Source organism: Xanthobacter sp. 91 (genome assembly GCF_000702385.1).
Taxonomy (GTDB): Bacteria; Pseudomonadota; Alphaproteobacteria; order Rhizobiales; family Xanthobacteraceae; genus Xanthobacter; species Xanthobacter aminoxidans.
In genome coordinates this window covers 977,538-1,003,092 of sequence record NZ_JNIB01000001.1, presented here as the reverse complement: position 1 = coordinate 1,003,092, position 25,555 = coordinate 977,538, and the positions used below count along the sequence as shown (strand labels likewise).

Sequence of the window (25,555 nt, the reverse complement as noted above, 5' to 3'; positions counted from 1 at the left end):
CCATGGCAGACCTCACGCTTAGCCGCCGGCGCCTCCTGAAGGCTTCGGCGGGGCTTGCGGCGCTCGTACCCGCCGCCGCGCAGGCCAAGGCGCACCTCGGCGACGACGGGCTCTATACCGAAGACTGGTATGTGGACAGCTTCCTCGACCTGCCGGAAGACTTCGCCGCCGCGCGCGGGAAGGGGCGCGGCTTCGCGCTGCAGTGGAGCCAGCGCGGCTGCATCTATTGCAAGGAATTGCACACCGTCTATTTCGCCGATCCGGCCATCGAGACGCCCATCAGGGAGGCGTTCGACATCGTGCATCTCGATCTGTTCGGCGCGCGGGAGGTGACGTTTCTCGATGGCGCGAAGCTCAGCGAGAAGGCGCTCGGCCAGCGCGAGCGCATCCGCGCCACGCCCACCTTCCAGTTCTTCGCCGAGGTGGACGGAAAGCCCAGGGAAGTCGCGCGCATGCCGGGCCTGCTGCCGCGCCCGGAATTCTCCGCGCTGTTCCGCTATGTGGCCGAAGGCGCCTATGCGCGCGAGCCGTTCGATGCGTGGCTCGGCCGGCAGGGCAAGGGCTGAAAAGGGAAAGGCGGGGGCATCGGAGCGCCCCCGCCTTTCCCGTCACTTGGCCGATCACTTGGCCGGCTTGTTCACCGGCGAGTTCGGATCGAACAGATAGGCCACCACGTCCTTCATCTGCTCCTCGCTGAGCACGCCGTTATGCCCGAAGCGCGGCATGGGCGAGCAGGCGAACACGGCCTGCGCGTTGTAGACCTTGGCATAGGCGGCCTTGGCGTCCTCGGCGGAGAATTTCCGCTCCGCGCCGTAGTTGACGAGGCTCGGGCCGAGAGTGCCGTAGCTGACTTCCTTCGGGTCCATCTGGTGGCAGGCGTAGCAATTGCCGCCGCTCACCGTGCCGGGCGGGTCGGAGAACTGGCCGCCGCGTCCGTTCTGCGCGACTTCCGCGCCCTTCTTCCAGTCGCCGAGCACGCTGCCTTGCGGATATTTCACGGTCTTGGCCTCGCGGGCCATGATGGCCTCGGCCTGCTTGGCGGAGGGCTGGTTGCGCGTGACCGAGCAGATTTCCATGGTCTCGTCGGGCACGAGCCGGGCGGCCCAGCCGTCGGGCAGCTTGGTGAAGCTCTCCTTCACCACCTTGTCCACCACGGCGGGCGGGGCAGGGGGGATCTGCTGGGCGAACGCGATTCCGGCGGCGACCTGCGGAAGAAGAAGCGCCGCGGCGATGATGATTTTATTCATGGCTCTTCCTCCCCTCAGCGCTTGATGGACGGCACGTTCAGCTCGCCCCCGGCCGCCTGCGCCTGCAGGAAGACGGTGAGCGCGGTGACGGCTTCCGAGGCATAGTCCGGCGGGGGCATCCGCATCTGGCGATAGCAGTCCCACAGCCGGTGCTGCATGGTTCGCAGCGAGCTTTGGGAGACGCGGTAGGTGGGCCAGGAGGCCATGGTGAGCTGGGCGTCCTTGCCCGGCTTGTCGAGCTGCGGCAGGCCCTGGAGCCGGATGCGCTTGCCGGGGTCGCCGTGGCAGGTGGAGCAGGAGAAGTCGTTGATGGACGAGCGCCGGTAGAACAGCGCCTCGCCGATGGCATAGGCCTCCTTCTCCTTGGCATGGGCAAGCGGGATGTCGATCTTCATGCCGTTGGACTTGTTGGCGATGAAGGCGACGAGATCCTCCATGTCCGAGCCGCGGCCGGGGCCGGAGAAGGGCTTGGCCATGATGGGCTTGATGTCCACGCCCTGGATCTTGTCCATGCACCACAAGAGGCGCTGTTCGAGGTCCATGACCTTGCCGGCGTCGGCGAAATAGCGCGGCAAAGCGGCGTAAGCGCCTTCCAGCTTGCCCGGCCCCTGGCCGAGGTCGCAGGCCTCCAGCGAGACGTTCTTGGTGCCGCGCGGATCGGCCCAGATGGCCTCGCCGCGGTCCACGGCGAGATAGCCGGGATTGGCCATGGGATCGTTGATCATGGCGCGGTAGCGCTCGATCTCCTTTTCGCTCGCGTCCTCCTGCGCGCGGGCCGTGACGAAGGGCAAGAGCGCCAGAGCGAGGGCGCACAGGCATGTGAGAATCGTGGCTTTGGGTCGCATGTATCCTCCCCAGCGAGACGTCCGGGGCCTGGGGCCTTCTCGTTGAAGCCCTTGAGCCGCGGCGATCCACCTGCGACGCTCCATCCCTCATAGATGGATGCGATCGGCGGATAGGAGCTACTTTACATTCAAAAAATTCGATATCACAATATGTGAAATTGATCCGCCGAGACCACCGCCGTCACGGGGACGAGATTCAACAAGAACAACGCCAAAAGCCGGCCCTCAAGCGCCGGTCGTGCCAGGAGGAAAACGCATGCCGCCCCGTCTCGACGTCACCCTTGTCTCTACGCGACGCCGCGCGCTGAAGCTCGCCGGCCTCGCCGCATTCGCGGCCGTGCTGGCACCGCGCATGGCGCTCGCCACCGAGGCGCAGGTGGCGGACGAAATGAAGAAGCTGTTCGCCGGCAAGACCATGGGCGAGGGTAAGATCAAGCTCGACATGCCCGAGATCGCCGAGAACGGCCTCGTCGTGCCGATCAACATCGATGTGGAAAGCCCGATGACCGAGGCGGATTTCGTGAAGTCCGTCCATGTCTTCGCCGACGGCAATCCGCTGCCGCAGGTGGTGACCTATCACTTCACCCCCGAGAGCGGAAAAGCCTCCGCCTCCACCCGCATGCGCCTCGCGCAGACGCAGAACGTCATCGCCGTGGCGGAGATGTCCAACGGACAGCTCTATTCGGCCAAGGTGCAGGTGAAAGTCACCATCGGCGGCTGCGGCGGCTGATACGACAGTCGAATCACGGCCCGAACACACAAAAGAACAGAACAGGCGCGCGCCGGAGCGCCGCCGAGCAGAAACCGGAGGAAACCCATGGCCCTCAAGTCCCAGCCGCGCGTGCGCGTGCCTGCCCAGGCCAAGGCGGGCGAGATCATCGAGATCAAGACCCTGATTTCGCACGAGATGGAAAGCGGCCAGCGCAAGGATGCCGCCGGCAAGACCGTGCCGCGCGACATCATCAACGCCTTCCAGGCCGCCTTCAACGGCAAGCCCTTCTTCACCGCGGAGTGGTTCACCTCCATTTCGGCGAACCCCTACCAGTCCTTCTTCTTCAAGGCGAAGGAGAGCGGCGAGTTCACCTTCACCTGGAAGGATGACGGCGGCGCCGAGCAGAAGGCCACCGCGAAGCTCACCGTCGCCTGAGGCGACGCCCCTCGCATTGTTCCGTTGTTGTCGGTGGACGTGCCATCGGATCTCGCGATCCGGTGGGCGCTCCCGCCATGACCTGAGAAAGCGTGGCCCTCATGATCTCAAGGCGCGATTTTCTGTCCGCCGGAACGGCCCTCGCCGGCCTGCTCGCCGCCTCCGGCACCGGGCTGGCGCAGGCGGTCGGCGCGCAGGCGCTGAGCCAGGCGGATTTGCTGAAGTTCGGCAATGCCGGCACCTTCACCATCCTGCACATCACCGACATCCACGCCCAGCTCGTGCCGCTCTATTTCCGCGAGCCCTCCATCAATCTCGGCGTGGGCGAGGCCCGGGGCGTGCCGCCGCACCTCACCGATGCAGCCTTCCTCAAGTATTTCGGACTGAAGGGCGGCACCCGCGACGCCTATTCCCTCACCTCCGAAGACTTCACCCAGCTTGCCCACACCTATGGGCGCATGGGCGGCGTGGACCGCATCGCCACTCTGGTGAAGGCCATCCGGGCCGAGCGCGGCGCGGACAAGGTGCTGCTGCTGGACGGCGGCGACGGGCTCCAGGGCTCCTGGTCCTCCCTGAAGACGCAGGGCGAGGACATGGTGAAGGTGTTCTCCGCCCTCGGCACGGACGCCATGGTCGGCCACTGGGAATTCACCTACGGCGCCGACCGCGTGACCGAGATCAAGGAGAAGGCGCCCTTCGCCTTCCTCGCCCAGAACGTGCGCTCCGCCGAGTGGCAGGAGCCGGTGTTCGACGCAGCGAAGACCTTCGAGAAGGGCGGCGCGAAGGTGGCGGTCATCGGCCAGGCCTTCCCCCGCACCCCCATCTCCAACCCGCGCTGGATGATCCCGGACTGGGAGTTCGGCATCCGCGAGGAGGACATGCAGAAGCAGGTGGACGCCGCCCGCGCCGGCGGGGCCGATGCGGTGGTGGTGCTCTCCCACAACGGCTTCGACGTGGACCGCAAGATGGCGTCCCGCGTCTCCGGCATCGACGTGATCCTCACCGCCCATACCCATGATGCCATGCCGCGCGCGGTGGAGGTGGGCAAGACGCTGCTGGTGGCCACCGGCTCCCACGGCAAGTTCGTATCCCGCCTCGATCTCGACGTGAAGGACAAGAAGGTCACCGGCTATCGCTTCCAGCTCATCCCGGTGTTCTCGGACGTCATCGCGCCGGACCCGGAGATGGCGAAGCTCGTGACGGACATCCGCGCGCCCTATGCGAAGGATCTCGCCCGCGAACTCGGCCGCGCCGACAGCCTTCTCTACCGTCGCGGCAATTTCAACGGCACGTTCGACGACATGATCTGCGATGCGATCATGAAGGAGCGCGACGCGGAGATCGCCCTCTCCCCCGGCTTCCGCTGGGGTGGCACGCTGCTGCCGGGCGATCCCATCACCTTCGATGCCGTGGCCAACGCCACCGCCATCACCTATCCCGCCTGCTACCGCAACACCATGACCGGCAAGCAGCTGAAGGATGTGCTGGAGGATGTGGCCGACAACATCTTCAATCCCGATCCTTACTTTCAGGGCGGCGGCGACATGGTGCGCGTCGGCGGGGTGGGCTACGCCATCGACGTGTCGAAGGGCTCGGGCCAACGCATCTCCGACCTCACCTTCCTCAAGACCGGCAAGCCGCTGGAGGCCGACAAGGCCTATACGGTCGCCGGCTGGGCCTCCATCGCCCAGAATGTGGAAGGCCCGCCGGTGTGGGAGCTGGTGGAGCGCTACGTGACCGACACGAAGGCCGTGAAGATCGCCCCCAACGCCTCGGTGAAGGTGACGGGCGCGTGAGGCGCAACGCCCTTCCGGCACATGATTCCAATCAAAATATTCAAATCTACGAATAAAAGAATATCAGGGAGGACGCCCATGTCCGACACCAGTCTGCCCCCGCCGGAGCGCGCGACCGGCGCGAAACCGTCGCTCTCCCGCAGGCGCTTCCTCAACCTCGCCGGGATCGGCGCGGGTGCCGTTGCCGCCGGCGGAGGTTCCGCCCTTGCCGCCCCGGCCGCCGGCACGCCCGATCCCAACATCGTGCCGGTGCCCGACTGGACCAAGACGCTGGGCGCGCCGGTCAACGAGAACCCGTATGGCAAGCCCTCCGTGTTCGAGAAGGACGTGGTGCGCCGGGAGGTGACGTGGCTCACCGCCAGCTCGCAAAGCTCGGTCAGCTTCACGCCGCTCTATGCCCTCGACAGCGTCATCACGCCCAACGGCCTGTGCTTCGTGCGGCACCATGGCGGGCAGGCGGAGATCGACCCGGACAAGTATCGGCTGATGATCCACGGCCTCGTGGACAAGCCCCTCGTCTTCACGCTGGAAGATCTGAAGCGGATGCCCGGCCGGGTGAACCGCCCCTATTTCCTCGAATGCGCGGCCAATTCCGGCATGGAGTGGCGCGGCGCGCAGCTCAACGGCTGCCAGTTCACCCACGGCATGATCCACAATCTCTTCTACACTGGCGTGCCGCTGAAGACGCTGCTGGACATGGCAGGCGTCAATCCCAAGGGCAAATGGGTGCTCGCCGAGGGGGCCGACGCGGCGGTGATGACGCGCTCCATCCCGCTCGAAAAGGCCATGAACGACTGCCTCGTCGCCTTCGGCATGAACGGCGAGGCGCTCCGGCCCGAGCAGGGCTATCCGGTGCGGCTCGTGGTGCCGGGTTGGGAAGGCAACATGTGGGTCAAGTGGCTGCGCCGCCTCAAGATCGGCGACCAGCCCTGGCAGCAGCGCGAGGAGACGTCGAAATACACCGACCTCCTCGCCGACGGCCGCTCGCGCCGCTTCACCTTCGTGATGGATGCGAAATCCGTGGTGACGAGCCCGAGCCCGCAGGCGCCCCTGAAGCACAAGGGGCCGAACGTGCTCTCCGGCATCGCCTGGTCCGGGCGCGGTACCATCGCGCGGGTGGACGTGTCGCTGGACGGCGGGCGCAACTGGACTACGGCGCGCCTCGACGGACCCGCCACGCCCATGTCTATGACGCGCTTCTATCTCGATTTCGACTGGGCCGGACAGGAGCTGATGGTGCAGTCCCGCGCCATGGACGACACCGGCTATGTCCAGCCCACCAAGCAGGAGCTGCGGGCCATCCGCGGCACCAATTCCATCTATCACAACAACGGCATCCAGACGTGGCTGGTGCGCTCCAACGGGGAGACGGAAAATGTGGAAGTCGGCTGAGACGCTCCTCGCTTCCGCCCTGCTCGCCGGCGCTCTGGCCGTCTCCGGCATGGCCGTGGCCGATCCCCAGCCCGCAAAGCCCGCGGCAAAGGCTGAGAACGGCAAGGCGGGTACAGACAAGGCCCGGCAGGCGGTGAACGTGGCGGCTCCCGCCGCGACCGCGCCGGCCGCCGCCAAGACCATCGCCCTCGGCCGCCCCGCGCTGCCCGAGGAGATCGCCGCCTGGAACATCGACGTGCGCGCCGATGGCGAGGGCCTGCCGCCGGGCAAGGGCTCGGTGAAGGAGGGCGAGGAGCTGTTCCTGCAGAACTGTGCCCAGTGCCACGGCGAGTTCGGCGAGGGTGCTGGCCGCTGGCCGGTGCTGGCCGGCGGGCGCGGCACCCTGAAGTCCGAGCGGCCGGAAAAGACCATCGGCTCCTTCTGGCCCTATGCCTCCACGGTCTATGACTACGTGCACCGGGCCATGCCCTTCGGCAGCAATCTGTCGCTCTCGCCGGACCAGACCTACGCCATCGTCGCGTATCTTCTGAACCTCAACGATCTCGTTGCCGAGGACTACGTGCTCTCGAAGGAGAACTTCCCCAAGGTGGATTTGCCCAACGAGGCCAACTTCTACGACGACGACCGGGAGACCTCGGAAAAGGCCTTCTGGAAGAAGAACCCCTGCATGAAGGATTGCAGCGGCGAAGTTCATGTCACCGCCCGCGCCCAGATCCTCAACGTGACGCCGGACGGCGATCCGCCCAAGGGGAATCTGGAGTGAGCCGTCCGTCGTGACACCAAGGAAGGGTCCCGGCCGCGTCCGGGACACCACACAGCCCCTCCAACGGAAAGGACGAGGATCGTGCGCATCCCCGTGATGGTCGCCCTCCTGCTCGGCGTCGCCGCTGCCCCGGCGCACGCGGACCCGGACATCGCCAAGGGCGAGACCGTGTTCAAGAAGTGCATGGCGTGCCATGCCATCGGCCCTGACGCGAAGGTGAAGGTCGGCCCGCCGCTGAATGGCATCGTCGGCGCCAAATGGGCGCATTTCGAGGGCTATTCCTATTCCCAGGACATCAAGGACGGCGCCGCCGCCGGCAAGGTCTGGGACGAGGCCAACCTCAACGATTACATCGAGAATCCCAAGCACCTCGCGCCCAAGGGCAAGATGGCCTTCGCTGGCGTCAAGAACGAGCAGGAGCGCGCCGATCTCATCGCCTTCCTCGCCCAGTTCAAGCCGGACGGTTCGAAGAAGTAGTTCGCGCGCCGGCCCGCCGCGCCGTTGCGGAGCGGGGGCGGCGGGTGGCACAGTCCGAAGCACACGGCGCGCCAGACGCCAATGACGGGAGAGGAAACCATGCCCCAGTTCGACCGCCGGGCCTTCCTCGGCACCATGGCGCTTGCGGGCGCCGCGCCGATCGCGGCCTCAACGTCGGCCCACGCCGCCGTTCAGTCGCTCCAGCTCGCCGACATCAAGAAGGAAGCGGACACCGCCTGCGTCTATCACGTGGACTATGGCGACCATGCCCGCTTCGCCCAGACGCTGAACAACATCAACAACCACTATGCCTCCTACGGCGCCGATCCCTTCGCGCTGCAGATCGTGATGGTGGCCCATGCGGGCGGCATCAAATTCTTCCTCGACAATCTCAACGGCACCATGTGGGAGAAGGAAACCCTCGATCCCACGCTCAACGAGAAGATCGCCGCCCTCGCCAAGAACGGGCTCAAGGTCTACCTGTGCGCCTACACCTTCGAGCGCAACCATGTGCCCAAGGAGAAGGCGCGCGATGAGGCCTTTATCGCCTTCGTGCCCTCCGGCATCGCCACCGCCGGCGCATTGCAGGGCAAGGGGTTCGGCTACCTCAAGGTCGGCTGACGGCATGACACGCGCGGGCGTCTCGCGGCGGGCGCTGCTGGGCGGTTCGGCGCTGGCGGCGGCGCTGCTCTGCGCGCCGCACGTCGCCGCGCAGGGGAAGCCGCGCGTGGTGATCGTGGGCTGCGGTGCCGGCGGGGCGAATGCCGCACGGGCGCTGCTGCGCGACGGCCGGGTGGAGGTCACACTGGTGGAGCCGGAGCCGCGTTACGTGGCGGTGTTCCACTCCAACCTCTGGCTCGGCGGCCTCATCGATTTCGCCGCGCTGGAATTCGGCTATGAGGGCCTCGCGCGGGCCGGCGTCCGCGTGGTGCCGCAACGGGCCGACGCCATCGACCGGGAGCGGCGCGAGGTGCGGCTCGCCGATGGCGGCCGCCTTCCCTACGACCGCCTCATCCTCTCCCCCGGCATCGATCTTGATTACGACAGCGTGCCCGGCTGGAGCCGTGCCGCCGAGACGGCGATGCCCCACGCCTGGAAGGGCGGCGCGCAACTGCGCCTCCTGAAGGAGCGGCTGGATCAGGTGCCCGACGGCGGCCTCATCGTCATCACCGCCCCGCCCAACCCCTTCCGCTGCCCCCCGGCGCCCTATGAGCGCGCGTCCATGATGGCCCATCGCCTGAAGAGCACCGGGCGCGGCGGGGCGCGCATCGTCATTGTCGATCCGAAGCCGAAATTCTCCATGCAGGGCCTCTTTCAGGAAGGCTGGGAGGGGCACTATCCCGGCATGGTGGAATGGATGGCGCCTGATATCTCCGACGGCCTTGTCTCGGTGGACCCGGCGACGGGCACCGTCGTCACCGGTTTCGAGACCTACAAAGAGGCGGCGTTGGTGAACGTGATCCCGGCGCAGAAGGCCGGCGCCATCGCGCGGCAGGCGGGGCTCGCGGACGCCTCGGGCTGGTGCCCGGTGGATGCCGGCTCCATGGCCTCGGCGCTGGACCCGGCCGTCTTCGTCATCGGCGACGCGGCCATCGGCGGCGACATCCCGAAATCCGCGTTCGCCGCAGGCAGCCAGGCGCAGGTGGCGGCGCGCGCGCTGCTCGCCGGCCTGTTCGGCGAGGCAGCCCCATCGGCCAGCTATGCCAGCACCTGCTGGAGCCTCATCACGGCCGACGATGCGGTGAAGGTGAGCGGGCTCTACCGGCCCGAGGACGGCCGCATCCGCGAGGTGGAGGGCACCGTCTCAGCCGCCCGCGAGCCGCCGGCCCTGCGCCGTCGCCAGCTTGAGGAAAATGCCGACTGGTACCGCGCCATGGTCGCCGGCATGTTCGGCTGAGCGGCGCCTGCGCTATTCGTAGAGATAGCCCACCGGGCTGCCGGCGAGGCGGTCGCTGCGCAGGTCCGCACGGGTGATGATCCGGCCGGCGAGGGCGTCGATCTCGTCCCGCTGACCGGGCGTCCACATCTTCAGGGCATCGAAGCCGTTGAGGAGGCCGAGCCGCAGGATTTGCGTGTCCTCGCCGATCTCCACGAGCCGGATGGCGCCCGCGCCGGCGGTCACGGTATCGCCGGTGGCCAGTTCGATGAGCTTGCCCGCGCCGTCCGCGAAACCGGCGGTGCCGCGAATGATGCGGTAGACCACGACCTCACCCTTCGCCAGCCCCTCCGCGTCCGCCGCCATCGCCGACTTGGGCAGCACCGCGCCGCCGCGCGGATCGGTGGCGATGATGTGGCCGGTGACGAGATGGCCGCTCGGCGCCTCGATGCCGAGGTCACGCACATGCACCGGCACGGGGGAGGCCAGCGGCCCCAGCGCATCGGGATAGGGACGGAAGAGGGCGTCGAGGGCGAGCGGGTCCTGAACCCAGAAGCCCGCGCCCTTTGGCCGGTTGTGCAGCGGATGCTTCCAGGCGGTGCGGGGTGTCTCGTCCTCGCGGATCTTGTCCGGCCCGACCACGGTGGGGTTCGGAAAGGTGGAGGGATCGGTGATGAAGGCTTCGAGGAACTTGCCGGAATAGCCCATGCACAGCGGGTCGGGCACCACGGTCTGCGGCGTCTTCAGATTCTCTTCGGTGGAGAGGCCGGACCATGTGTAGAACAGCTGGCGGTGGACGATGGCGCTCTGGAGCATCGCCGCGCCCGGTCCCACGTAATGGACCTTGCCGTCATAGTCGAAGGTGAACATGCCGGAGGTGACAAGCACCAGCTGGAAGCCGCCGGGCGGCAGGTGCAGGTGGAAGTCGGTGGGTCCCGTGTCGTCGCGGTAGATGGGCAGGTTGGTCGCCACCTCCTGTAGCAGGAAGGCGCCGTTATTGGCGTGGAGGCCTTCCAGCGCACGGTGATAGAGCGCCTGCGGCCGGTACACCGGATCGTAGCTGATGTCCTTGTAGCGATCGATGGCGATGAAGGCGTCGCGATTGAGGGCGATGCGCGCCCCATCCGGCTGCATGAGGCCGGGCCATTTGAAATCGCCCATGGACTGAAGACCCATAGCAATCTCCCGGGTGCGAAGCGGATGCGGGGCCGTGAATGCCTCGGGATATATTCGGGCGGCCGTGCGCGGCGTCAATCGAATAGTTCGGATCGCGGCGGAATGATTGGAGCGTGATCCTACATTCCGCCTAATCGTGCGCAGTATTTGTACTTTTGATGATATTTTGACTTTCACGCTGCTCAAGCCGCGTGCAGATGCTCCCGCGCGGCGCAACGCCGCCGGGAGCGGATCGATGCTGTGAGCCGTGCGCGGGCCTGCTATGAGAGCGCCGGAGCCAGCCCAGGCAAGGACGCCCCCGTGACCGACGACACCCTCCCCAACGTAACCGAGGCCCTGTTTCACGTCCCGAGCCTCGACCGGCTGCTCCCGGCCGCGCCGTCGCGCCATCCGCCGCGCATCCTGCTGCTCTACGGCTCGCTGCGTGAACGCTCCTATTCCCGCCTGCTGACGCTGGAGGCGGAGCGGCTGCTGAAGCGGCTCGGCGCGGAAACGCGGGTCTACCACGCGGACGGCCTGCCTTTGCCCGATGGTGCCCCGGTGGAGCACCCCAAGGTGGCGGAGCTGCGCGAACTCACCTTGTGGTCCGAAGGGCAGGTGTGGTGCAGCCCGGAGCGGCACGGCGCCATGAGCGCGGTGATGAAGGCGCAGATCGACTGGATCCCCCTCGCGCTGGGCGCCATCCGCCCCACGCAGGGGCGCACGCTGGCGGTGATGCAGGTGTGTGGCGGCTCGCAATCCTTCAACGCCGTGAACCAGATGCGCATCCTCGGCCGCTGGATGCGCATGCTCACCATCCCCAACCAGTCGTCCGTCGCCAAGGCCTATCAGGAGTTCGACGAGGCGGGCCGGATGAAGCCCTCGGCCTTTTACGACCGGGTGGTGGACGTGATGGAGGAGCTGGTGAAGTTCACGCTGCTGACGCGCGACATCTCCCCCTATCTCACCGACCGCTACAGCGAGCGCAAGGAAGCGGCCGAGGCGCTGGAGGCGCGGCTCGCCCTCGACGCGGCCGTGCGGTGAGCGCCGCCGCATCGTCGGCCGAAACAGGCGGTGCCGGCCGTTCGGTCATCGCCGCGCTCGGCGTGGTGCAGATCCTCACCTGGGGCTCGTCCTTCTATCTGCTCACGGTGCTGGCCGGGCCGATTTCCAGGGATACCGGCTGGCCGCTGCAATGGATCGTCGGCAGCCTCTCCGTCGGGCTTCTGGTGGCCGGGTTGGTCTCGCCGAAGGTGGGCGCGCTGATCGATGCCCGCGGCGGGCGCCCCGTGCTGGCGGGCGGATGCGCGCTGCTGGCCTGCGGCCTCGCCTTGCTGGCGCTGGCGCCGGGGCCGGCGATGTTCATGCTGGGCTGGTGCATCGCCGGGGCGGGCATGGCGGCGAGCCTCTATGACGCGGCCTTCGCCGCCCTCGGCCGGCTCTATGGCGCGGGGGCGCGGCGGGCGATCACCATGCTCACCCTGTGGGGCGGCTTCGCCAGCACGGTGTGCTGGCCCATCACCGCCTTCCTCGATGCGCATCTGGGCTGGCGGGCGACCTGCCTCGTCTATGCCGGCCTCCATCTCTTCGTGTCGATCCCGCTGGTGCTGGCCTTCATGCCGGCGATCGCGCCGCGGGCGGAGACTGGCCGGCCGGCGCGGGGCGGGCCGGTGGTGCTGGGCGGGCCGGAGCGCATCTCCTTCCTGCTCATGGCCGGCATCGTCACCCTCATCGGCACCATCGCCTCCGCCATGTCGGTGCAGGTGCTGGCGCTGCTCCAGTCGCGCGGCCTGAGCCTCGCCGAGGCGGTGGCCGCCGGGGCCTTCATCGGCCCGGCGCAGGTTTTCGCGCGCATCATCGAGCAGGCGTCCGGCGGGCGTCACCATCCGCTCTGGACGATGATCTGGGCGGTGGCGCTCATGGGGCTGGGGCTGGTGCTGCTGGCAGCGGGCTTTCCCATCGTCGCGGTGGCGCTGGTGGCCTACGGCGCCGGCAACGGCATCTTCTCCATTTCCAAGGGCACGGTGCCTTTGGCCGTGCTGGGGGCGGAGCGCTATCCCATCCTCGCCGGCCGCCTCGCCCGGCCGGCCTTGCTGGCGCAGGCGCTGGCGCCGCTCGGTGCAGCGCAATTGCTGACGGCCGGCGGGGCGGGCGCGGTGCTCTCGGCGCTGATCGCCTTGTGGCTCGGCGCGGCGGTGCTGCTCGCGTTGCTGTGGCGGCAGGTGTAGCCCTCAGGCGTGTAGCCCTCAGGGCGCGAAGAATGCCAGCGAGAGCTTCGGGAAGACCTTGCGAGCATTTGTTGCGTTACGTAACTCTAGGTTAACCATGATGGGAAATTCTGTCCCCACCCGAACCGGCTGCTTCGCTGTCGCCGACCGGCGCCCTTCAGGCGGGCCGGTCGCATGCGCGGACGTGCGCCGGAAACCTGGTGATGCGCCAAAGGGGGCGCGTCCGGGACCGGGAGGGAGGACCAGCGCATGTTCGGCGCCAGGGAAAGGCTCAAGTCCGGCCGGGTGATCACCGCGACCCATCGGCGTGCGCGCCTCATGCGGGCGCTTCTCTCGGGATCGGCGCTCGCCACCGTGCTCGCGGGACTGATGCCGGCGACGGTCGCCTACGGCGCCTGCGTGACCTCCGGGCCGGTCGGCAACCCCACGGCGCTGGACTGCTCCGGCGCGAGCACGGCCGCGGCGGTGCTGACAGACAACACCATCACCGTCACCACTGCGGACGACACGACCATCACGGCGGCGTTGCCCATCTCCGTCATCGTCGGCTCCGGCCTCGGCGGCGGCGACATCGTGCTGAACAACATCGGCGGCAGCTTCACGGCGACCACCGACGGCATCTCGCTGATTTCGAGCGGCGCCATCTCGCAGGCGGCCGGCACCGGCATCGGCGCCACGGTGACGGCGGACAGCTATGCCCTCACGCTTCTGCCCGCCACCGACGCCAGCGTGCGGGTGCTGGCGGGCGCGAGCCTCAGCGGCGGGGCGAGCGGCGTGCTCGCTTCCACCACCGGCAATATCGACATCGCGGCCGAAGGCGGCACTTTCAAGGGCACGACTTCGGACGGCCTCACCCTCATCGCCGTCGGCAACATCACGGTGAACGATTTCGCCGGCAGCGCCACCGGCGGCCAGAATGGCCTGTTCGCCCAGTCGGTCAACGGCACCATCGCCATCGACCGCTTCACCGGCAGTGCCGATGGCACCGGCGCCAACGGCGTGTTCGCACAGGTGACCGGAACGGGCGACATCAACATCCGCAACTTCAGCGGCAGCGCGACGGCGGGCCAGAACGCCATCTTCGCCCAGGCCAATGCCGGCACCGTCGATCTCTCGGGTTTCAGCGGCACGGCGGACAGCACCAGCGCCAACGGCATCTTCGCCCAGGTGGTCACCACCGGGGACATCTCGCTGAAGACCTTCAGCGGCAGCGCGACGGGCAGCCAGAATGGCATTGTCGCCTTCGCCACCACCGGTGCCATCGATGCCTCCGGCTTCAGCGGCACGGTCAAGGGCACGGCTGGCAGCGGCCTTCTGCTCTCGACCACGACAGGCGCCATCACCGCCGACAATTTCGCGGCCGGCGCGGGCAGCGGGCCGTTCCTCACCGGCGGCGCAGCCGGCCTTCAGGCGCTGTCCACGTCGGGCGCCATCAGCATCCAGAATTTCGGCTCCAGCGCCCAAGGCGGGCAATACGGCATCTTCGCCCAGACCGGGGCGGGGAGCGTCAATTTCTCCGGCTTCTCCGGAACCGCGACGGGCACCAGCGACTACGGCATCTATGGCCGCACCACCAGCGGCGCCATCACCGCCGACAATTTCACCGGTGGCTCCGCCGGGTCGCCCAACATCGTCGGCGGCGCCAACGGCGTGATGCTGCTCACCGACACCGGCGGCATCAGCGTGAAGAATTTCGCCGCCAGCGCCTCGGGCGGGCAGTACGGCATCTTCGCGCAGGCGGGCACCAGCGGGGACATCACCGTCTCCGGCTTCTCCGGCACGGCGACGGGCGGCACCGGGGCGGGCGTGTTCGCGCGCACGCTGGGCGGCAGCGTCACCGCCGACAATTTCAGCGGCACCGCTTCGGGCGGGCAATACGGCGCCTTCTTCAACGCCACCGGCGGCGACCTCTCCATCCAGAATTTCTCCGGCACGGCGAAGTCCACGGCGGCGGGCGGGTTCGGCCTCTATGGCGAGGCCACCGGCACCATCACGCTTACCACGTCCGGCAGCGCGGCCATCGAAGGCGCGGCGGACGGCGTGTTCCTGAAGCAGATGGGCGGCAAGGTGGCGGTGAATTTCGGCGGCACCACCGAGGTGAAGGGATCAAGCGTCGGCCTCAGGGTGTCGTCGGATGCGGGCAGTACCGGCGACATCGTGGTGGAGACGGCGGCCGGCACCTCGGTGTCCGGCGCGGTGGGCGGCATCCGCATCGACAAGACCGGCATCTCCGGCAATGTGGATGTGACGACGGCCGGCACCGTCTCCAGCAGCGGCGGCGCGGCCATCGCGGCCGTCTCCTCGGTGGAGGGGACGACCCAGACCAAAATCGGCGTCTCCGGCGCCGTGACGGGCAATGTCGGCGGCATCGTCGCCGACGCCACCAGCACCAAGGGCAACGCCACCACGCTCATCACCACCGACGCCACCGTGAAGGGCGGCACCGGCACGGCGGTGAAGGGGCTCGCCACCTCGACCACGGGCGACGCCGTGAGCCGCTTCACCCTGCGCGGCGCCATCACCGACAGCGCCAGCGGCGCCGACGCTTCGGCCACCGCGGCCGGCACGGCGACCACCGAGGTGAAGGTGGAGAATGCCATCACCGTCTCGGGCTTCGGCGTGCGCGCCGTCTCCACCGGCGCCGGCGGCTCCGCCACGGTGACGACGACGGCGAACGGCGCCATCACCTCCGGCGCGCAGGGCATCGACGCCAGCGCCACCGGCACCGGCATGAGCGTCACCGTCACCACGGACGGCATCGTGACGGCGGGCGGCGCCGGCATCCTCGCCGCGCTCACGGGCGATGGCGGCACGGTCAACGTCACCACCAACGCCAAGGTCACGGCGGGCGGCACCGCCATCGATGCCGGCCTCTCCGGCGCCGGGGGCACGGTGACGGTCAAGAACACGGCGGAGATCGACGCGACGGGCTCCGGTATCCTCGCCCTCAACACCGGCGGCGCGACCACGGTCACGGTGGCCGGCAAGATCACGGCGGGCGGCAGCTTCGGCGTGGGCGCGACCTCCGGCGGCACGGGGGCGGCGCGGGTCGACGTGGGCGCGGACATCACCAGTGCCGGCGCCGGCGTCGCGGCACAGACGGGCGGCACCGGCGACGTGACGGTGACGCTCGCGGACGGCGTCCGCATCCTCTCCGGGGGCACCGGCATCCGCACGCTGGCGGGCGGTGGCGGCGCCACCGTCGTCACCCTCGGCACCGGCGCGCGCGTCTATGCGGATGCGGGGCAGGGGGGCACGGGCAACGGCATCCGCGCCGACGGAACGGGCACCGTCGCGGTGGGCATCGGCGCCTTCAGCGTGGTGTCCGGCTCGGGCTCCTCCGAGGACGAGGCGGTGATCCGCGTGTCGAGCGGCACCGGCACCACCATCGATGTCGGCACGGGTTCGCTGGTCAGCTCCTGGACCTACGCGGCTAACGGCGACCTCGCCAGCGCCGCCGGGCGCGTGGCGATGCGGGCCGATGCGGGCTCCACCACCGTCACCAACAACGGCACGGTGGTGGGCCGGGTGAGCTTCTCCGACGGCAACGACACCTTCAACAATCGCAGCTCCAACACCTGGGTCACGGTGGGCGCCAACAGCTTCGGCGGCGGCATCGACCAGGTGAACAATGTCGGCCTCACCGTCACCGCCCTCAACGGCGCGCAGGGGGAGACCACCACGTTCACGGGTCTCGAAACCTTCGTCAACGGCAGCCTCGTTTCGACCGACGCCGGCCTCCTCACCATGATCGACGAGACGCCCGGCCAGACCGCCTACAACGGCGCCCGCGACGTGACCTATGTGAGCGGCGTGTTCGTGGGGCAGGGCAACAGCCGCCTCGGCATCGACGCCTGGCTGGGCGGGCCCGGCTCCACCGCCGACAAGCTTGTGGTGGGCGGCCTCGATGCCAACGGCAACCTGTTGCCCGCCGGCACGGTGGCGACGCAGGGGCAGACGGCCATCGTCATCAACGACGTGAGCGGCAGTGCCGGCGGCTACAACCCCAAGGGCATGATGGTGGTGGAGGTGGTGAACCCCGATGCCGTCTCCTACGGCAAGTACGGCACGCAGGAGGCGAGCTTCGTCATCTCCTCCCAGTCGGCCGGCTACGATCCGCGCTTCGGCGGCGTCATCGACAAGGGCGTGTTCTTCTACGACCTCGTGACCCGCGGCAACGACACCTACCTCGTGGGCGTGCCCGACCGGGAGGCCTACGAGCTGCCGCGCCTCGTCACCGGCGCGCAGAGCATCTGGTACGAGACCAGCGGCGGCTGGCTGGACCGGCAGGCGGACCTGCGGACCTATCTCGACGGGGGCAATGGCGGCGTCGTCGGCAAGGCCCCCAGCGCCGGATCGCAGAGCGTGACGCCGGGCGTGTGGGCCAAGGCCGTGGGTAGCTGGGGCCTGCGCGACTCGAACGCCACCGCCACGGTGCCGGGCGCGGCCTACACCTACGACATGGGCTATGCGCAGGACACCTACGGCTTCATCGCCGGCGCCGACTTCGGCAAGACCAATGTCTCGGCGTCCGGCAAGGATGCGGTGATGTTCGGCGTCATGGGCGGCTACGTCACCTCCCAGCTCGGCTTCGATGCCTCGCCGACCTCCGCCAATTATTCCGGCGGCACGGTGGGGGCCTATGCCACCTACCTCAACCGCAACTGGTTCGTGGACGGCCTGTTCAAGGCCGACATCCTCTCCATGGACTATACCGCGCCGACGCTCGGCGGCCCGGCCGCCTACGGGCAGAGCGTGCGGGCGACCAGCCTCGGCTTCACGCTGGACACCGGATACCGGGCGAAGCTCGGCGCCACCGGCTTCTTCGAGCCCATTGCAACGCTGAGTTATGTCTCCACCCGCATCAACAACCTGCCGCTCCTCGCCGGCACGGCGGCGGACTTCGGCAGCAATGACAGCCTGAGGGTGGGCCTCGGCGCCCGCGTGGGCGGGCCGGTCTACGACAACGCGTCGCTGCGCATCGAGGCCAATCTGAATGCGCGACTCTGGTACGAGTTCCTTGGGGACAATACGGTGACCATCTACAACCCCGGGTTGCCGCTGACCGTCGCCGACGACTTCAACGGCGCCTTCGGCGAGATCGGCGGCGGCTTCAACGTGTTCGCCAAGGGCAACGGCTGGAACGGCTTCACCACCGCCAGTCTCAAGTTCGGCGAAGGCTACGCGGCGGCGAACGCGCGGGGCGGGGTGCGCTATCAGTGGTAGGGACATGGCAGGTGTGTCCCACGTCCTGACGGTTGATTGTGCAGCCGCATGGTGAGGCCTAAGCTGGCGCGCCCAATCTGAAAGGAAACGTCATGCGCGCCGCCACAGCGGTCCTGGTGCTGGGTTGTCTCGTCGCGCCGCTCTCGTCGGCGCGGGCCGATGACTGCCAAAGCGTGGCGGACGCCTATGATCGGCTCAGCAAGGTTCCGGCCTACCGGCAGGTGGCCGCGATGGCCGGCGCGCCCTTGATGGAGGCCGTGATCGTCGGCGATGTCATGTACGTCAAGCATGGGGCCAAGTGGACCAAGATGCCGCTTGGACCGGGCGGGCGCGTGGAGATGCAGAAGAAGGTCATTCCCGGCGCCTCCAGTCTCAAGGACTGCCGGCGCGTCGGCCCGGAGACGGTGCAGGGCAAGAATGCGGTGGCCTACGACTACACGCCGCCGCCCATGCCGGGAGCCCCCGCGTTCGATCCCCAGCGGGTGTGGATCGCGGTGGACAGCGGCCTGCCGATCCGCATGACCTCCAAGCAGCAGCAGACCGACGTCGTCATCAGCTTCGACAACGTGGTCGCGCCCATCCCCTGAGCCGGTCCGCCCCAACGCGCTGTGGGGCTCGACCGTATGGATGGTTTGCCGTACCCCCTTGCGGGGGCGTATTTTTTTGCTGGGCGGACACCCAATCCCGAGCCCGGCCGCACTTTCAGCTCCGGATATGTGCTATGGACGGATGCTGGCTTCGGAAAGAAGCGCGCCGATGAAACGCCGCTCGTACATCGCGTCCGTGACGATCGCCTACGCGGTCGGCGCGCTGTTGTGGGTCTACTTGTCCGACCGCTTCATCGAGAGCGTCGGCGGCTCCATCGGCTTCGGCGTTTTCTCCACCCTCAAGGGGTTCGTGTTCGTCGCGGTCACGACCGCCCTTCTCTATTTCGCGCTGCATGCTGCCGCCCAGGGCACGGACGAGGCCCGGCCGGTCCTCGCGTTCCGGAGCTGGGTGCTGTTCGCGCTCCTCGCGCTGCTCACGCTGCCGGTGGGGCTCATCAGCTATGCGGTCTTCCGGTCGGCCTCCGACACGCTGCTCGGCGAGCGCAGGGGGCAGCTCGAATTCATGACCGAGGCGGTGGCCCGGTCCATCGATGCGGACGTAGCGCGGGGAATGCTGGATGCGACGCCGCAAGCGCCGCAACAGCCGCAGGCGGCCCTCCTCGCCATCGTCACCGACGGCAGCGCCGGCTTCAGCCGCCTGCAGGAATTCGCCGGCCTGATGGGCGACAGCGGCCGGGTGCTCCTCGCCAGCAAGACCGGCAGCGACGGGCGATGGATGATCGCCGGGGCCCAGCAGGCGCTGCCCGACGCCCTGGTGCCCCTCGCTGCCGCCGGCGCGGCCGGCCTCGCCGCCGACGTCATCACCCCGCCGGACGACGTGCCACTGCTGGTGGCGGCGGCGATGGTGCCCGCGGCCAATGCGGTGCTCATCGCGACCGTCGCCACGGCCGACGTGGTGGACGACGTGCGCGGCGTCGCCTTCCTCTCCGCCATCACCGCCGCCGCCTGCCTCGTGGTGGCGGGCGCGCTGACGCTGCTCTTCGTCCAGCGCCAGAGGCTGCGCGTCGCGCTGGCCGAAGCCGACCAGAAGGCCGCGCTCCATGCGGCGGAGGAGCGCTTCCGGGCGACCTTCGAACAGGCCGCCGAGGGCATCGCCCATCTTGACCTCGACGGGCGCTTCCTCAGGGTCAACGAAACCCTCTGCGCCCTCCTGGGCTATGGCCGGGCGGACCTGCTCGGGCGCAGCTATGCCGACGTGCGGCCGAACATCCGGGCCGGGGCGGTCGGCAGCACCAGCCGCGAGGCCGTCTCGTCGCTGCCCTCGGGGACGGTCGTCGAGGCGCGCAGCGACCAGCCCCACCTCACCCGTGCCGGCAAGGAGATCTGGCTGTCGTGCGTCCAGTCCATCGCGCGCGACACGCCGGAAGGCGAGGGCTACATCATCCTGATGGCCTCCGATGCCACCGCTCGCATCGTCGCGGAGCATCACCTGACGCTGGCGGAGGCCGTCTTCACCAACACCCAGGAGGGGCTGGTGGTGACGGACCTCGCCGGACGGATCACGGCGGTCAATCCGGCCTTCGTCGCCATCACCGGCCACGGGGAGGCCGAGGTGCTCGGCCAGACCATGCGGTTCCTCAACTCCGGGCGGCACGACCGGCTGTTCTACCAGCTGCTGTGGGCCGCCCTGAAGGACAACGGCGTCTGGCGCGGCGAGATCTGGAACCGCCGCAAGGACGGCGCGCTCTACCTGCAGCAGACGGTCATCAGCACGGTCTACGGCCGCACCGGCGCGCCGGAAAGCTATGTGGGCGCCTTCAACGACATCACCCAGGCGCGCAAGTCCGAGCTCGAGGTGGACCGCCTGACGCGCTACGATCCACTCACCGGCCTGCCCAACCGCACCCTCATCTTCTCCCTGATCGAGCACGAGCTGACCCGCCCGGACACCCAGTGCGCGGTGCTCTACATCGACATCGACCATCTCAAGACCATCAACGACAGCCTCGGCTTCGCCGCCGGCGACGAGGTGCTGCGGGCGGCCGCGCAGCACCTGCGCAAGGCGGTGCCCGAGGATGCCACCATCGGCCGCTACGGCGCCGACGAGTTCGTGGTGCTGATCGACGGCTGCGAGGGGCCGAAGGAGGCCATCCGCTTCGCCGACCGGCTCATCGACGCCCTCGGCGAGCCGTTCACGGCCGAGGGCGTGAGCAATCTCTTCATCAATGCCAGCATCGGCATCAGCCTCTACCCCGAGGACGCGAGCGACGCCGAGACCCTGCTCCAGCACGCCCATTCCGCGCTCTACCAGGCCAAGAGCCGGGGCGGACGGACCTATGCCTTCTACACCGACGCCCTGACCCGCGATGCGCGGGCGCGCGTGGAACTGGTGGCGAACCTGCGCCGGGCGCTGGCGGAGCACGAATTCACCGTCCACTACCAGCCCATCGTCCGCCTCGAAGACCAGACCATCGTCGGCGCCGAGGCGCTGGTGCGCTGGATCACCCCCGAGGGTGAGATGATCGGCCCCGACCGCTTCATCCCGGTGGCCGAGGAAACCGGCCTCATCGTCCCCCTCGGCGACTTCGTGCTGGCCACCGCCTGCACCCAGATGGCGCGCTGGCGGACGGCTAGGCTGCCGTGCGCGTTCGTCGCCGTCAACATCTCCGCCGGGCAGCTCAACGCCACCGACATCTGCGCGAAGACCGAGGCGGCGCTCGCCGCCGCCGGGGTGCCGGCTGACAGCATCGAATTCGAAATCACCGAAAGCATGCTTTTCGGCGCCGATTCCGGTGCTGAATCGAAGCTGAAACGCATCGCGGAACTGGGTGTCAGGATCGCCATCGACGATTTCGGCACCGGCTATTCCTCCCTCGCCTACCTCAAGCGCTTCCCCATCTCCCGGCTGAAGATCGACCAGAGTTTCGTGCGCGACCTGCCCGCCTCCGCGGTCGACGGCGAACTGGTCCGGGCCATGATCGCCATGGCCCGGGCGCTCGACATCGAGATCCTGGCGGAGGGGGTCGAGGAGGCCGCGCAGATGGCCTTCCTCATCGCCAACGGCTGCACCTTCGGGCAGGGCTATTTTTGGAGCCGGCCGCTGCCTCCGGAGCGCTTCGAGGCCTTGTTTTCCAACGCTTTTGGTGCCGCCGGCGCGAAGTCCGCATCGCGCTGAACGAGGCCCTTCGGGGCGGTCCCCGCCTCCACGCGCGGGGCTCCGGCTGTCCGTTTGTCTGTGCAGATTATTGTCGTACAATCAGTTTACATTCCTCGGCCGCGGTGCCACACTCCCTCCCGATGAAAAAACAAGGCGGCCCGCCAGATGGCCGCGCAGGGAGCCCCGGGAATGGCCGTTCGCGTCGAGGAAAAAGGCAATGGCGTCATCGTGTTGACGCTGGTGGGACAAGGCGAGCCGAACCATCTGGACACCGAGGCCCTGCTGGACCTCGCCGAGGCGGCCAAAACCCTTGCAAATCAACCCGGTATGCGGGCTCTGGTGGTCGCCGGGCAGGGCGCCAACTTCTGCGGCGGCCGTGTCGGCAAGAAGGGCCTGACCCGGGCATCAGACGTCGCGGAAGACCTCAACGCCATCCTCAAGGTGAATGCCGCCTTCGCCGCCTTGCCGGTGCCGACAATCCTTGCAGTGGAAGGCCTTGCGCTCGGCTGGGGCTTCGGCATGTCGGCCCAGGCGGACTATGTGGTCGCGGCCGAGAATGCCCGCTTCGCCTTGCCGGAAATGTCCCACGGCATGCCGCCGCTGATCGTGCTGTCCTACCTGTTCCGCTTCGTCTCCTACAAACGGGGCTTCGAGCTGTCCCTGTCCAGCCGGGAAATTTCCGCTGCGGACGCAGAGGGTTATGGCATCGTCACATCGGTGGTTCCGCCCGGCGCCGCGCTCGCCGAAGCGCTGCGTGTCGCCGATTTCGTCGCCGCCCAGGACCCCATGTCCATCACCCTGCTGCGCAAATTCGGTCGCGAGGCCGCCGGGCTCTCCGACCCGCAGCGCAGCGAATACGCGGTCTCACTCATGAGCGTCCTGCTCGCCGAGCGGGCGCAGAAGGCCCATGGCTGAGGCCGGTTCGGGAGGTAGCCCCATGCGCGTGCTGGTGACGGGCGGGTCCGGCTTTCTCGGAAGCCATGTAGCGGCGGCGCTGGCTCAGGCCGGCCATGGTGTGGTGAGCTACGACATGGCCGCGCCGGGGCCCGAAGCCCTCGTCACGCTCGCTGCCACGGAGGCGGGCGACGTCGTCCATGCCACGGGCCAGACCACGGACCTTGCGCGTCTCATGGACGTGTGCCGGACAGAACGGATCGAGGCCATCGTCCACAGCGCCGGCATCGTGGGGCTGGAGACCTCCCTCGCCCAGCCGGCGGCGACCTACCACACCAACATCACCGGCATGGTGAATGTGTGCGAGGCGGCACGGCAGCTCGGCATGGCGCGGCTCGTCTACCTGTCCAGCAACGCCGCATACCATGGCGGCGACGGCTCGCCGCTGAAGGAGACGGACCCGGTCTTCTCAGTGGTTCAGGGCAACCCCGCCGGTCATTACGGCACCACCAAGATGGCCTGCGAGGCCATCGGCCTCGCCTATGCCTCCTTCCACGCACTCGACGTGCTGGCGCTGCGCGTGACCGCCGTCTACGGCCTCGGCATGCGCACGCCGATGTTCATCAAGCCCATGGTGGAAGGGGCGGTGCTGGGCCGGCCCGTGCGGTTCGTGACTGGCGGGCCTATGAAGCGCGACTACACCTACGTCCCGGACTGCGCCAGGGCGGTCGTGTGCGCTCTCGCCGTTCCGGCCCCGGCCGAGGGCGCCCAGCGCGTCTTCAACGTGGCGGCTGGACAGGCGACGCCGGCCGCGGAGGTGGCGCGGATCGTCCGGCAGGTCGTGCCGGGCGCCGATATCGAGATCGGTGACGCGCTGTCGCCCCTGGAGGAGGTGAATGCGCGCATGCGCGCCTCCCTCGACATTTCCGCAGCCCGCGCGGTGCTCGGCTGGGCGCCGGAATTCACGCTGGAACAGGGCATCCGCGACTATGCGGAGCGCTACCGCGCCTTCGCCGGCGCGAGCGGGTCTCACCCGAAGGGGCAGGCGGCATGAGCGCACAGGCGATCCCCACCTACGAGGTCTTCGCCATCCGCTACGCCACGCGAGATGCGAAACGGGCGGACAATTTCATCGGCGGCGATCCCCACGATGCGTCCATGCCGCTTGACTATTACGTCTGGGCCATTGTCGGCGAAGCGCGCAGCTTCGTGGTGGATACGGGCTTCAACGCCGAGGTCGCGGCGCGCCGCAAGCGCGATTTCCTGCGCTGCCCGGCCGAGGCGTTGAAGCTGGTGGGGCTTGATCCCGCGACCGTGCAGGATGTGATTCTCACCCACCTGCACTACGACCACGTGGGCAATTTCGACCTCTTTCCCGCCGCGACCTTCCACCTGCAGGAGGCGGAGATGCACTTTGCGGTGGGGCGCTACATGCGCTACCGCCGCCTGCGCCATTCCTTCGAAGTGGAGGATGTGGTGGGCATGGTCCGCGCCAATTATGCCGGTCGCGTCAACTTCTATGACGGCGGTGCGGAACTCGCGCCGGGCGTGACGCTGCACCCCGCGCCCGGGCATTCCGCCGGGCTCCAGTTCGTGCGGGTCAACACCCGTCGCGGACCGGTGGTGCTGGCGTCGGACGTGACGCACTTCTACGAGAACATGGACACCGAGCGCCCGTTCGTTACCGCCTTCCACGTGGGATGCATGCTGGAGGGCTTCGACCGGCTGAAGGCCGCCGCGCCCTCGCCGGACCACATCATCCCCGGGCACGATCCGCTGGTGATGAAGCGCTACCGGCCGCCGAAGCCGGAACTGGACGGCATCGTCGTGCGGCTCGACGAGCCGCCCGTCATCTGATTTCGTCAGTGGACACAGCGCATCGAATCCATCGGGACCGCGAGCCAAGGAAGCCAGCAATGACCACGCCAGCCAGCCTTGCGGCCATGCACCAGGCGGCATCGCTCAAGAAGCAGGTAATCGAGGCCCTGCGCACCGCCATCCTCGAAGGGCGCTTCCAGCCGGGCGACCGACTGGTGGAGCGCGAGATCTGCGAGATGTTCCAGGTGAGCCGAACCCTGCTGCGGGAGGCCCTGAGCCAACTCGCCGCGGAAGGCATCCTGCAGATCATCCCCCATCGCGGTCCCATCGTTGCCATCTACACCGCCGAAGACGCGCGCTCGATCTATGAATTGCGCGCGACGCTGGAGGAGATGGCCGGGCGTTGCTTTGCCGAGCGGGCCACGGAGGCCGAGCACAAGGCGCTGGAGAGCGCCTTCGCCGCTTTCAGGAAAGCCAGCCGCGGCAAGCCGGGCAGTGATCTGTTGCTGGTCAAGACGGCCTTTTATGCCGCGCTCACGGCCGGCGCACACAATCCGATGCTGGAGGACATGCTGCGCATGATCCACTGGCGGGTCACCATGCTGCGCGCTCATACGCTCTCCCAGCCGGGCCGGCTGGCGAAGAGCCTCGGTGAGATCGGCGACATCATGGAGGCCATCGCCCGGCGCGATCCCGAGGCGGCCGGACAGGCCTGCCGCCGCCATGTGATGAACGCCGCCGCCATCGCCGATGCGGTGCTCACCGCCAAGGAGGCGGAGCGCGATCGCCCGGTCCGCAAGCGGGTCACGAAGGACGCATCCGCCAGGGACAAGGGGGCCGCCGCTCCGGCGGTGGGCGAGCCGCGCCTCGCCCGCATGTAGTCCGCTTTCAGGCGCGGTGGCCGCGCCTGTTCCGTTGAAAACACCCGTGCAGCCGCCTTGAGCGCGCGATTGATGGCGCACGCCCAGCGTGGGCCGCCGAAGGAG

The 25,555-nt window shown here is 68.4% G+C and carries 21 protein-coding genes; 18 read left to right on the top strand and 3 right to left on the bottom strand.

The features are described from left to right. Positions 1-2 precede the first annotated feature (2 nt). Entirely contained in the window at positions 3-566 is a 564-nt protein-coding gene (locus A37E_RS0104865; protein ID WP_029555579.1) for a thioredoxin family protein, read from the top strand. Between the two features lie 54 nt (positions 567-620). Here A37E_RS0104865 and soxX read toward each other — a convergent pair whose 3' ends face one another. Both soxX and soxA read right to left on the bottom strand, forming a co-directional pair. Then, the gene (soxX, locus tag A37E_RS0104860) at positions 621-1,247 is read right to left on the bottom strand and encodes a sulfur oxidation c-type cytochrome SoxX (RefSeq protein WP_029555578.1); all 627 of its coding nucleotides are present in this window, start codon (positions 1,245-1,247) and stop codon (positions 621-623) included. 14 nt (positions 1,248-1,261) lie between these two features. Further along, entirely contained in the window at positions 1,262-2,092 is an 831-nt protein-coding gene (gene soxA / locus A37E_RS0104855; RefSeq protein WP_029555577.1) for a sulfur oxidation c-type cytochrome SoxA, read from the bottom strand. A 256-nt stretch (positions 2,093-2,348) separates the two neighbouring features. Here soxA and soxY point away from each other — a divergent pair, with 256 nt between their 5' ends. The 8 genes from soxY to A37E_RS0104815 all read left to right on the top strand — a co-directional run bounded on the left by soxY (position 2,349) and on the right by A37E_RS0104815 (position 9,564). Beyond that, a complete protein-coding gene (gene soxY / locus A37E_RS0104850) occupies positions 2,349-2,822 on the top strand; it encodes a thiosulfate oxidation carrier protein SoxY (RefSeq protein ID WP_029555576.1) in 474 nt (157 codons plus the stop codon). Between the two features lie 87 nt (positions 2,823-2,909). After that, on the top strand, positions 2,910-3,239 hold the full coding sequence (gene soxZ / locus A37E_RS0104845) for a thiosulfate oxidation carrier complex protein SoxZ (protein WP_029555575.1): 330 nt from the start codon (positions 2,910-2,912) through the stop codon (positions 3,237-3,239). Positions 3,240-3,340: 101 nt separating this feature from the next. Next, the gene (soxB, locus tag A37E_RS0104840; RefSeq protein WP_029555574.1) at positions 3,341-5,035 is read left to right on the top strand and encodes a thiosulfohydrolase SoxB; all 1,695 of its coding nucleotides are present in this window, start codon (positions 3,341-3,343) and stop codon (positions 5,033-5,035) included. Positions 5,036-5,113: 78 nt separating this feature from the next. Further along, the gene (soxC, locus tag A37E_RS0104835; protein ID WP_029555573.1) at positions 5,114-6,427 is read left to right on the top strand and encodes a sulfite dehydrogenase; all 1,314 of its coding nucleotides are present in this window, start codon (positions 5,114-5,116) and stop codon (positions 6,425-6,427) included. Continuing rightward, positions 6,411-7,190, top strand: coding sequence for a cytochrome c (locus tag A37E_RS0104830; protein WP_029555572.1), 780 nt, complete (start codon positions 6,411-6,413; stop codon positions 7,188-7,190). Before soxC ends, A37E_RS0104830 begins: the two co-directional genes overlap by 17 nt. Before the next feature lie 96 nt (positions 7,191-7,286). After that, entirely contained in the window at positions 7,287-7,667 is a 381-nt protein-coding gene (locus tag A37E_RS0104825) for a cytochrome c family protein (protein WP_029555571.1), read from the top strand. Between the two features lie 99 nt (positions 7,668-7,766). Continuing rightward, positions 7,767-8,288: a DsrE family protein gene (locus A37E_RS0104820; RefSeq protein WP_029555570.1), complete on the top strand. Its 522-nt coding sequence runs from the start codon at positions 7,767-7,769 to the stop codon at positions 8,286-8,288. 4 nt (positions 8,289-8,292) lie between these two features. Next, positions 8,293-9,564, top strand: coding sequence for an NAD(P)/FAD-dependent oxidoreductase (locus A37E_RS0104815; protein ID WP_029555569.1), 1,272 nt, complete (start codon positions 8,293-8,295; stop codon positions 9,562-9,564). Positions 9,565-9,576: 12 nt separating this feature from the next. Here the strand turns inward: A37E_RS0104815 and A37E_RS0104810 are convergent, their stop codons facing one another. Next, positions 9,577-10,719: a hypothetical protein gene (locus A37E_RS0104810; RefSeq protein ID WP_029555568.1), complete on the bottom strand. Its 1,143-nt coding sequence runs from the start codon at positions 10,717-10,719 to the stop codon at positions 9,577-9,579. A 300-nt stretch (positions 10,720-11,019) separates the two neighbouring features. Here A37E_RS0104810 and arsH point away from each other — a divergent pair, with 300 nt between their 5' ends. The 9 genes from arsH (at position 11,020) to A37E_RS0104765 (ending at position 25,450) form a co-directional block, all read left to right on the top strand. Continuing rightward, positions 11,020-11,742, top strand: a complete 723-nt coding sequence (gene arsH, locus A37E_RS0104805; protein ID WP_029555567.1) for an arsenical resistance protein ArsH — start codon at positions 11,020-11,022, stop codon at positions 11,740-11,742. Beyond that, positions 11,739-12,926, top strand: coding sequence for an MFS transporter (locus A37E_RS0104800; protein ID WP_051678786.1), 1,188 nt, complete (start codon positions 11,739-11,741; stop codon positions 12,924-12,926). Before arsH ends, A37E_RS0104800 begins: the two co-directional genes overlap by 4 nt. A gap of 249 nt (positions 12,927-13,175) precedes the next feature. Further along, positions 13,176-18,152, top strand: a complete 4,977-nt coding sequence (locus A37E_RS0104795) for a hypothetical protein (protein ID WP_029555565.1) — start codon at positions 13,176-13,178, stop codon at positions 18,150-18,152. Positions 18,153-18,244: 92 nt separating this feature from the next. Beyond that, positions 18,245-18,739 (top strand): hypothetical protein, encoded by a 495-nt coding sequence (locus A37E_RS0104790; RefSeq protein WP_029555564.1) that lies wholly within the window; start codon positions 18,245-18,247, stop codon positions 18,737-18,739. A gap of 169 nt (positions 18,740-18,908) precedes the next feature. Then, positions 18,909-21,875, top strand: coding sequence for an EAL domain-containing protein (locus A37E_RS25155; RefSeq protein ID WP_051678785.1), 2,967 nt, complete (start codon positions 18,909-18,911; stop codon positions 21,873-21,875). A 171-nt stretch (positions 21,876-22,046) separates the two neighbouring features. After that, positions 22,047-22,772, top strand: coding sequence for an enoyl-CoA hydratase/isomerase family protein (locus tag A37E_RS0104780; RefSeq protein ID WP_029555562.1), 726 nt, complete (start codon positions 22,047-22,049; stop codon positions 22,770-22,772). Then, the gene (locus A37E_RS0104775) at positions 22,765-23,805 is read left to right on the top strand and encodes an NAD(P)-dependent oxidoreductase (protein ID WP_081837455.1); all 1,041 of its coding nucleotides are present in this window, start codon (positions 22,765-22,767) and stop codon (positions 23,803-23,805) included. The genes A37E_RS0104780 and A37E_RS0104775 overlap by 8 nt, the downstream gene beginning before the upstream one ends. Beyond that, entirely contained in the window at positions 23,802-24,608 is an 807-nt protein-coding gene (locus A37E_RS0104770) for an N-acyl homoserine lactonase family protein (protein WP_029555560.1), read from the top strand. The genes A37E_RS0104775 and A37E_RS0104770 overlap by 4 nt, the downstream gene beginning before the upstream one ends. Positions 24,609-24,667: 59 nt before the next feature. Beyond that, positions 24,668-25,450, top strand: a complete 783-nt coding sequence (locus tag A37E_RS0104765; protein ID WP_081837454.1) for a GntR family transcriptional regulator — start codon at positions 24,668-24,670, stop codon at positions 25,448-25,450. Positions 25,451-25,555 lie beyond the last annotated feature (105 nt).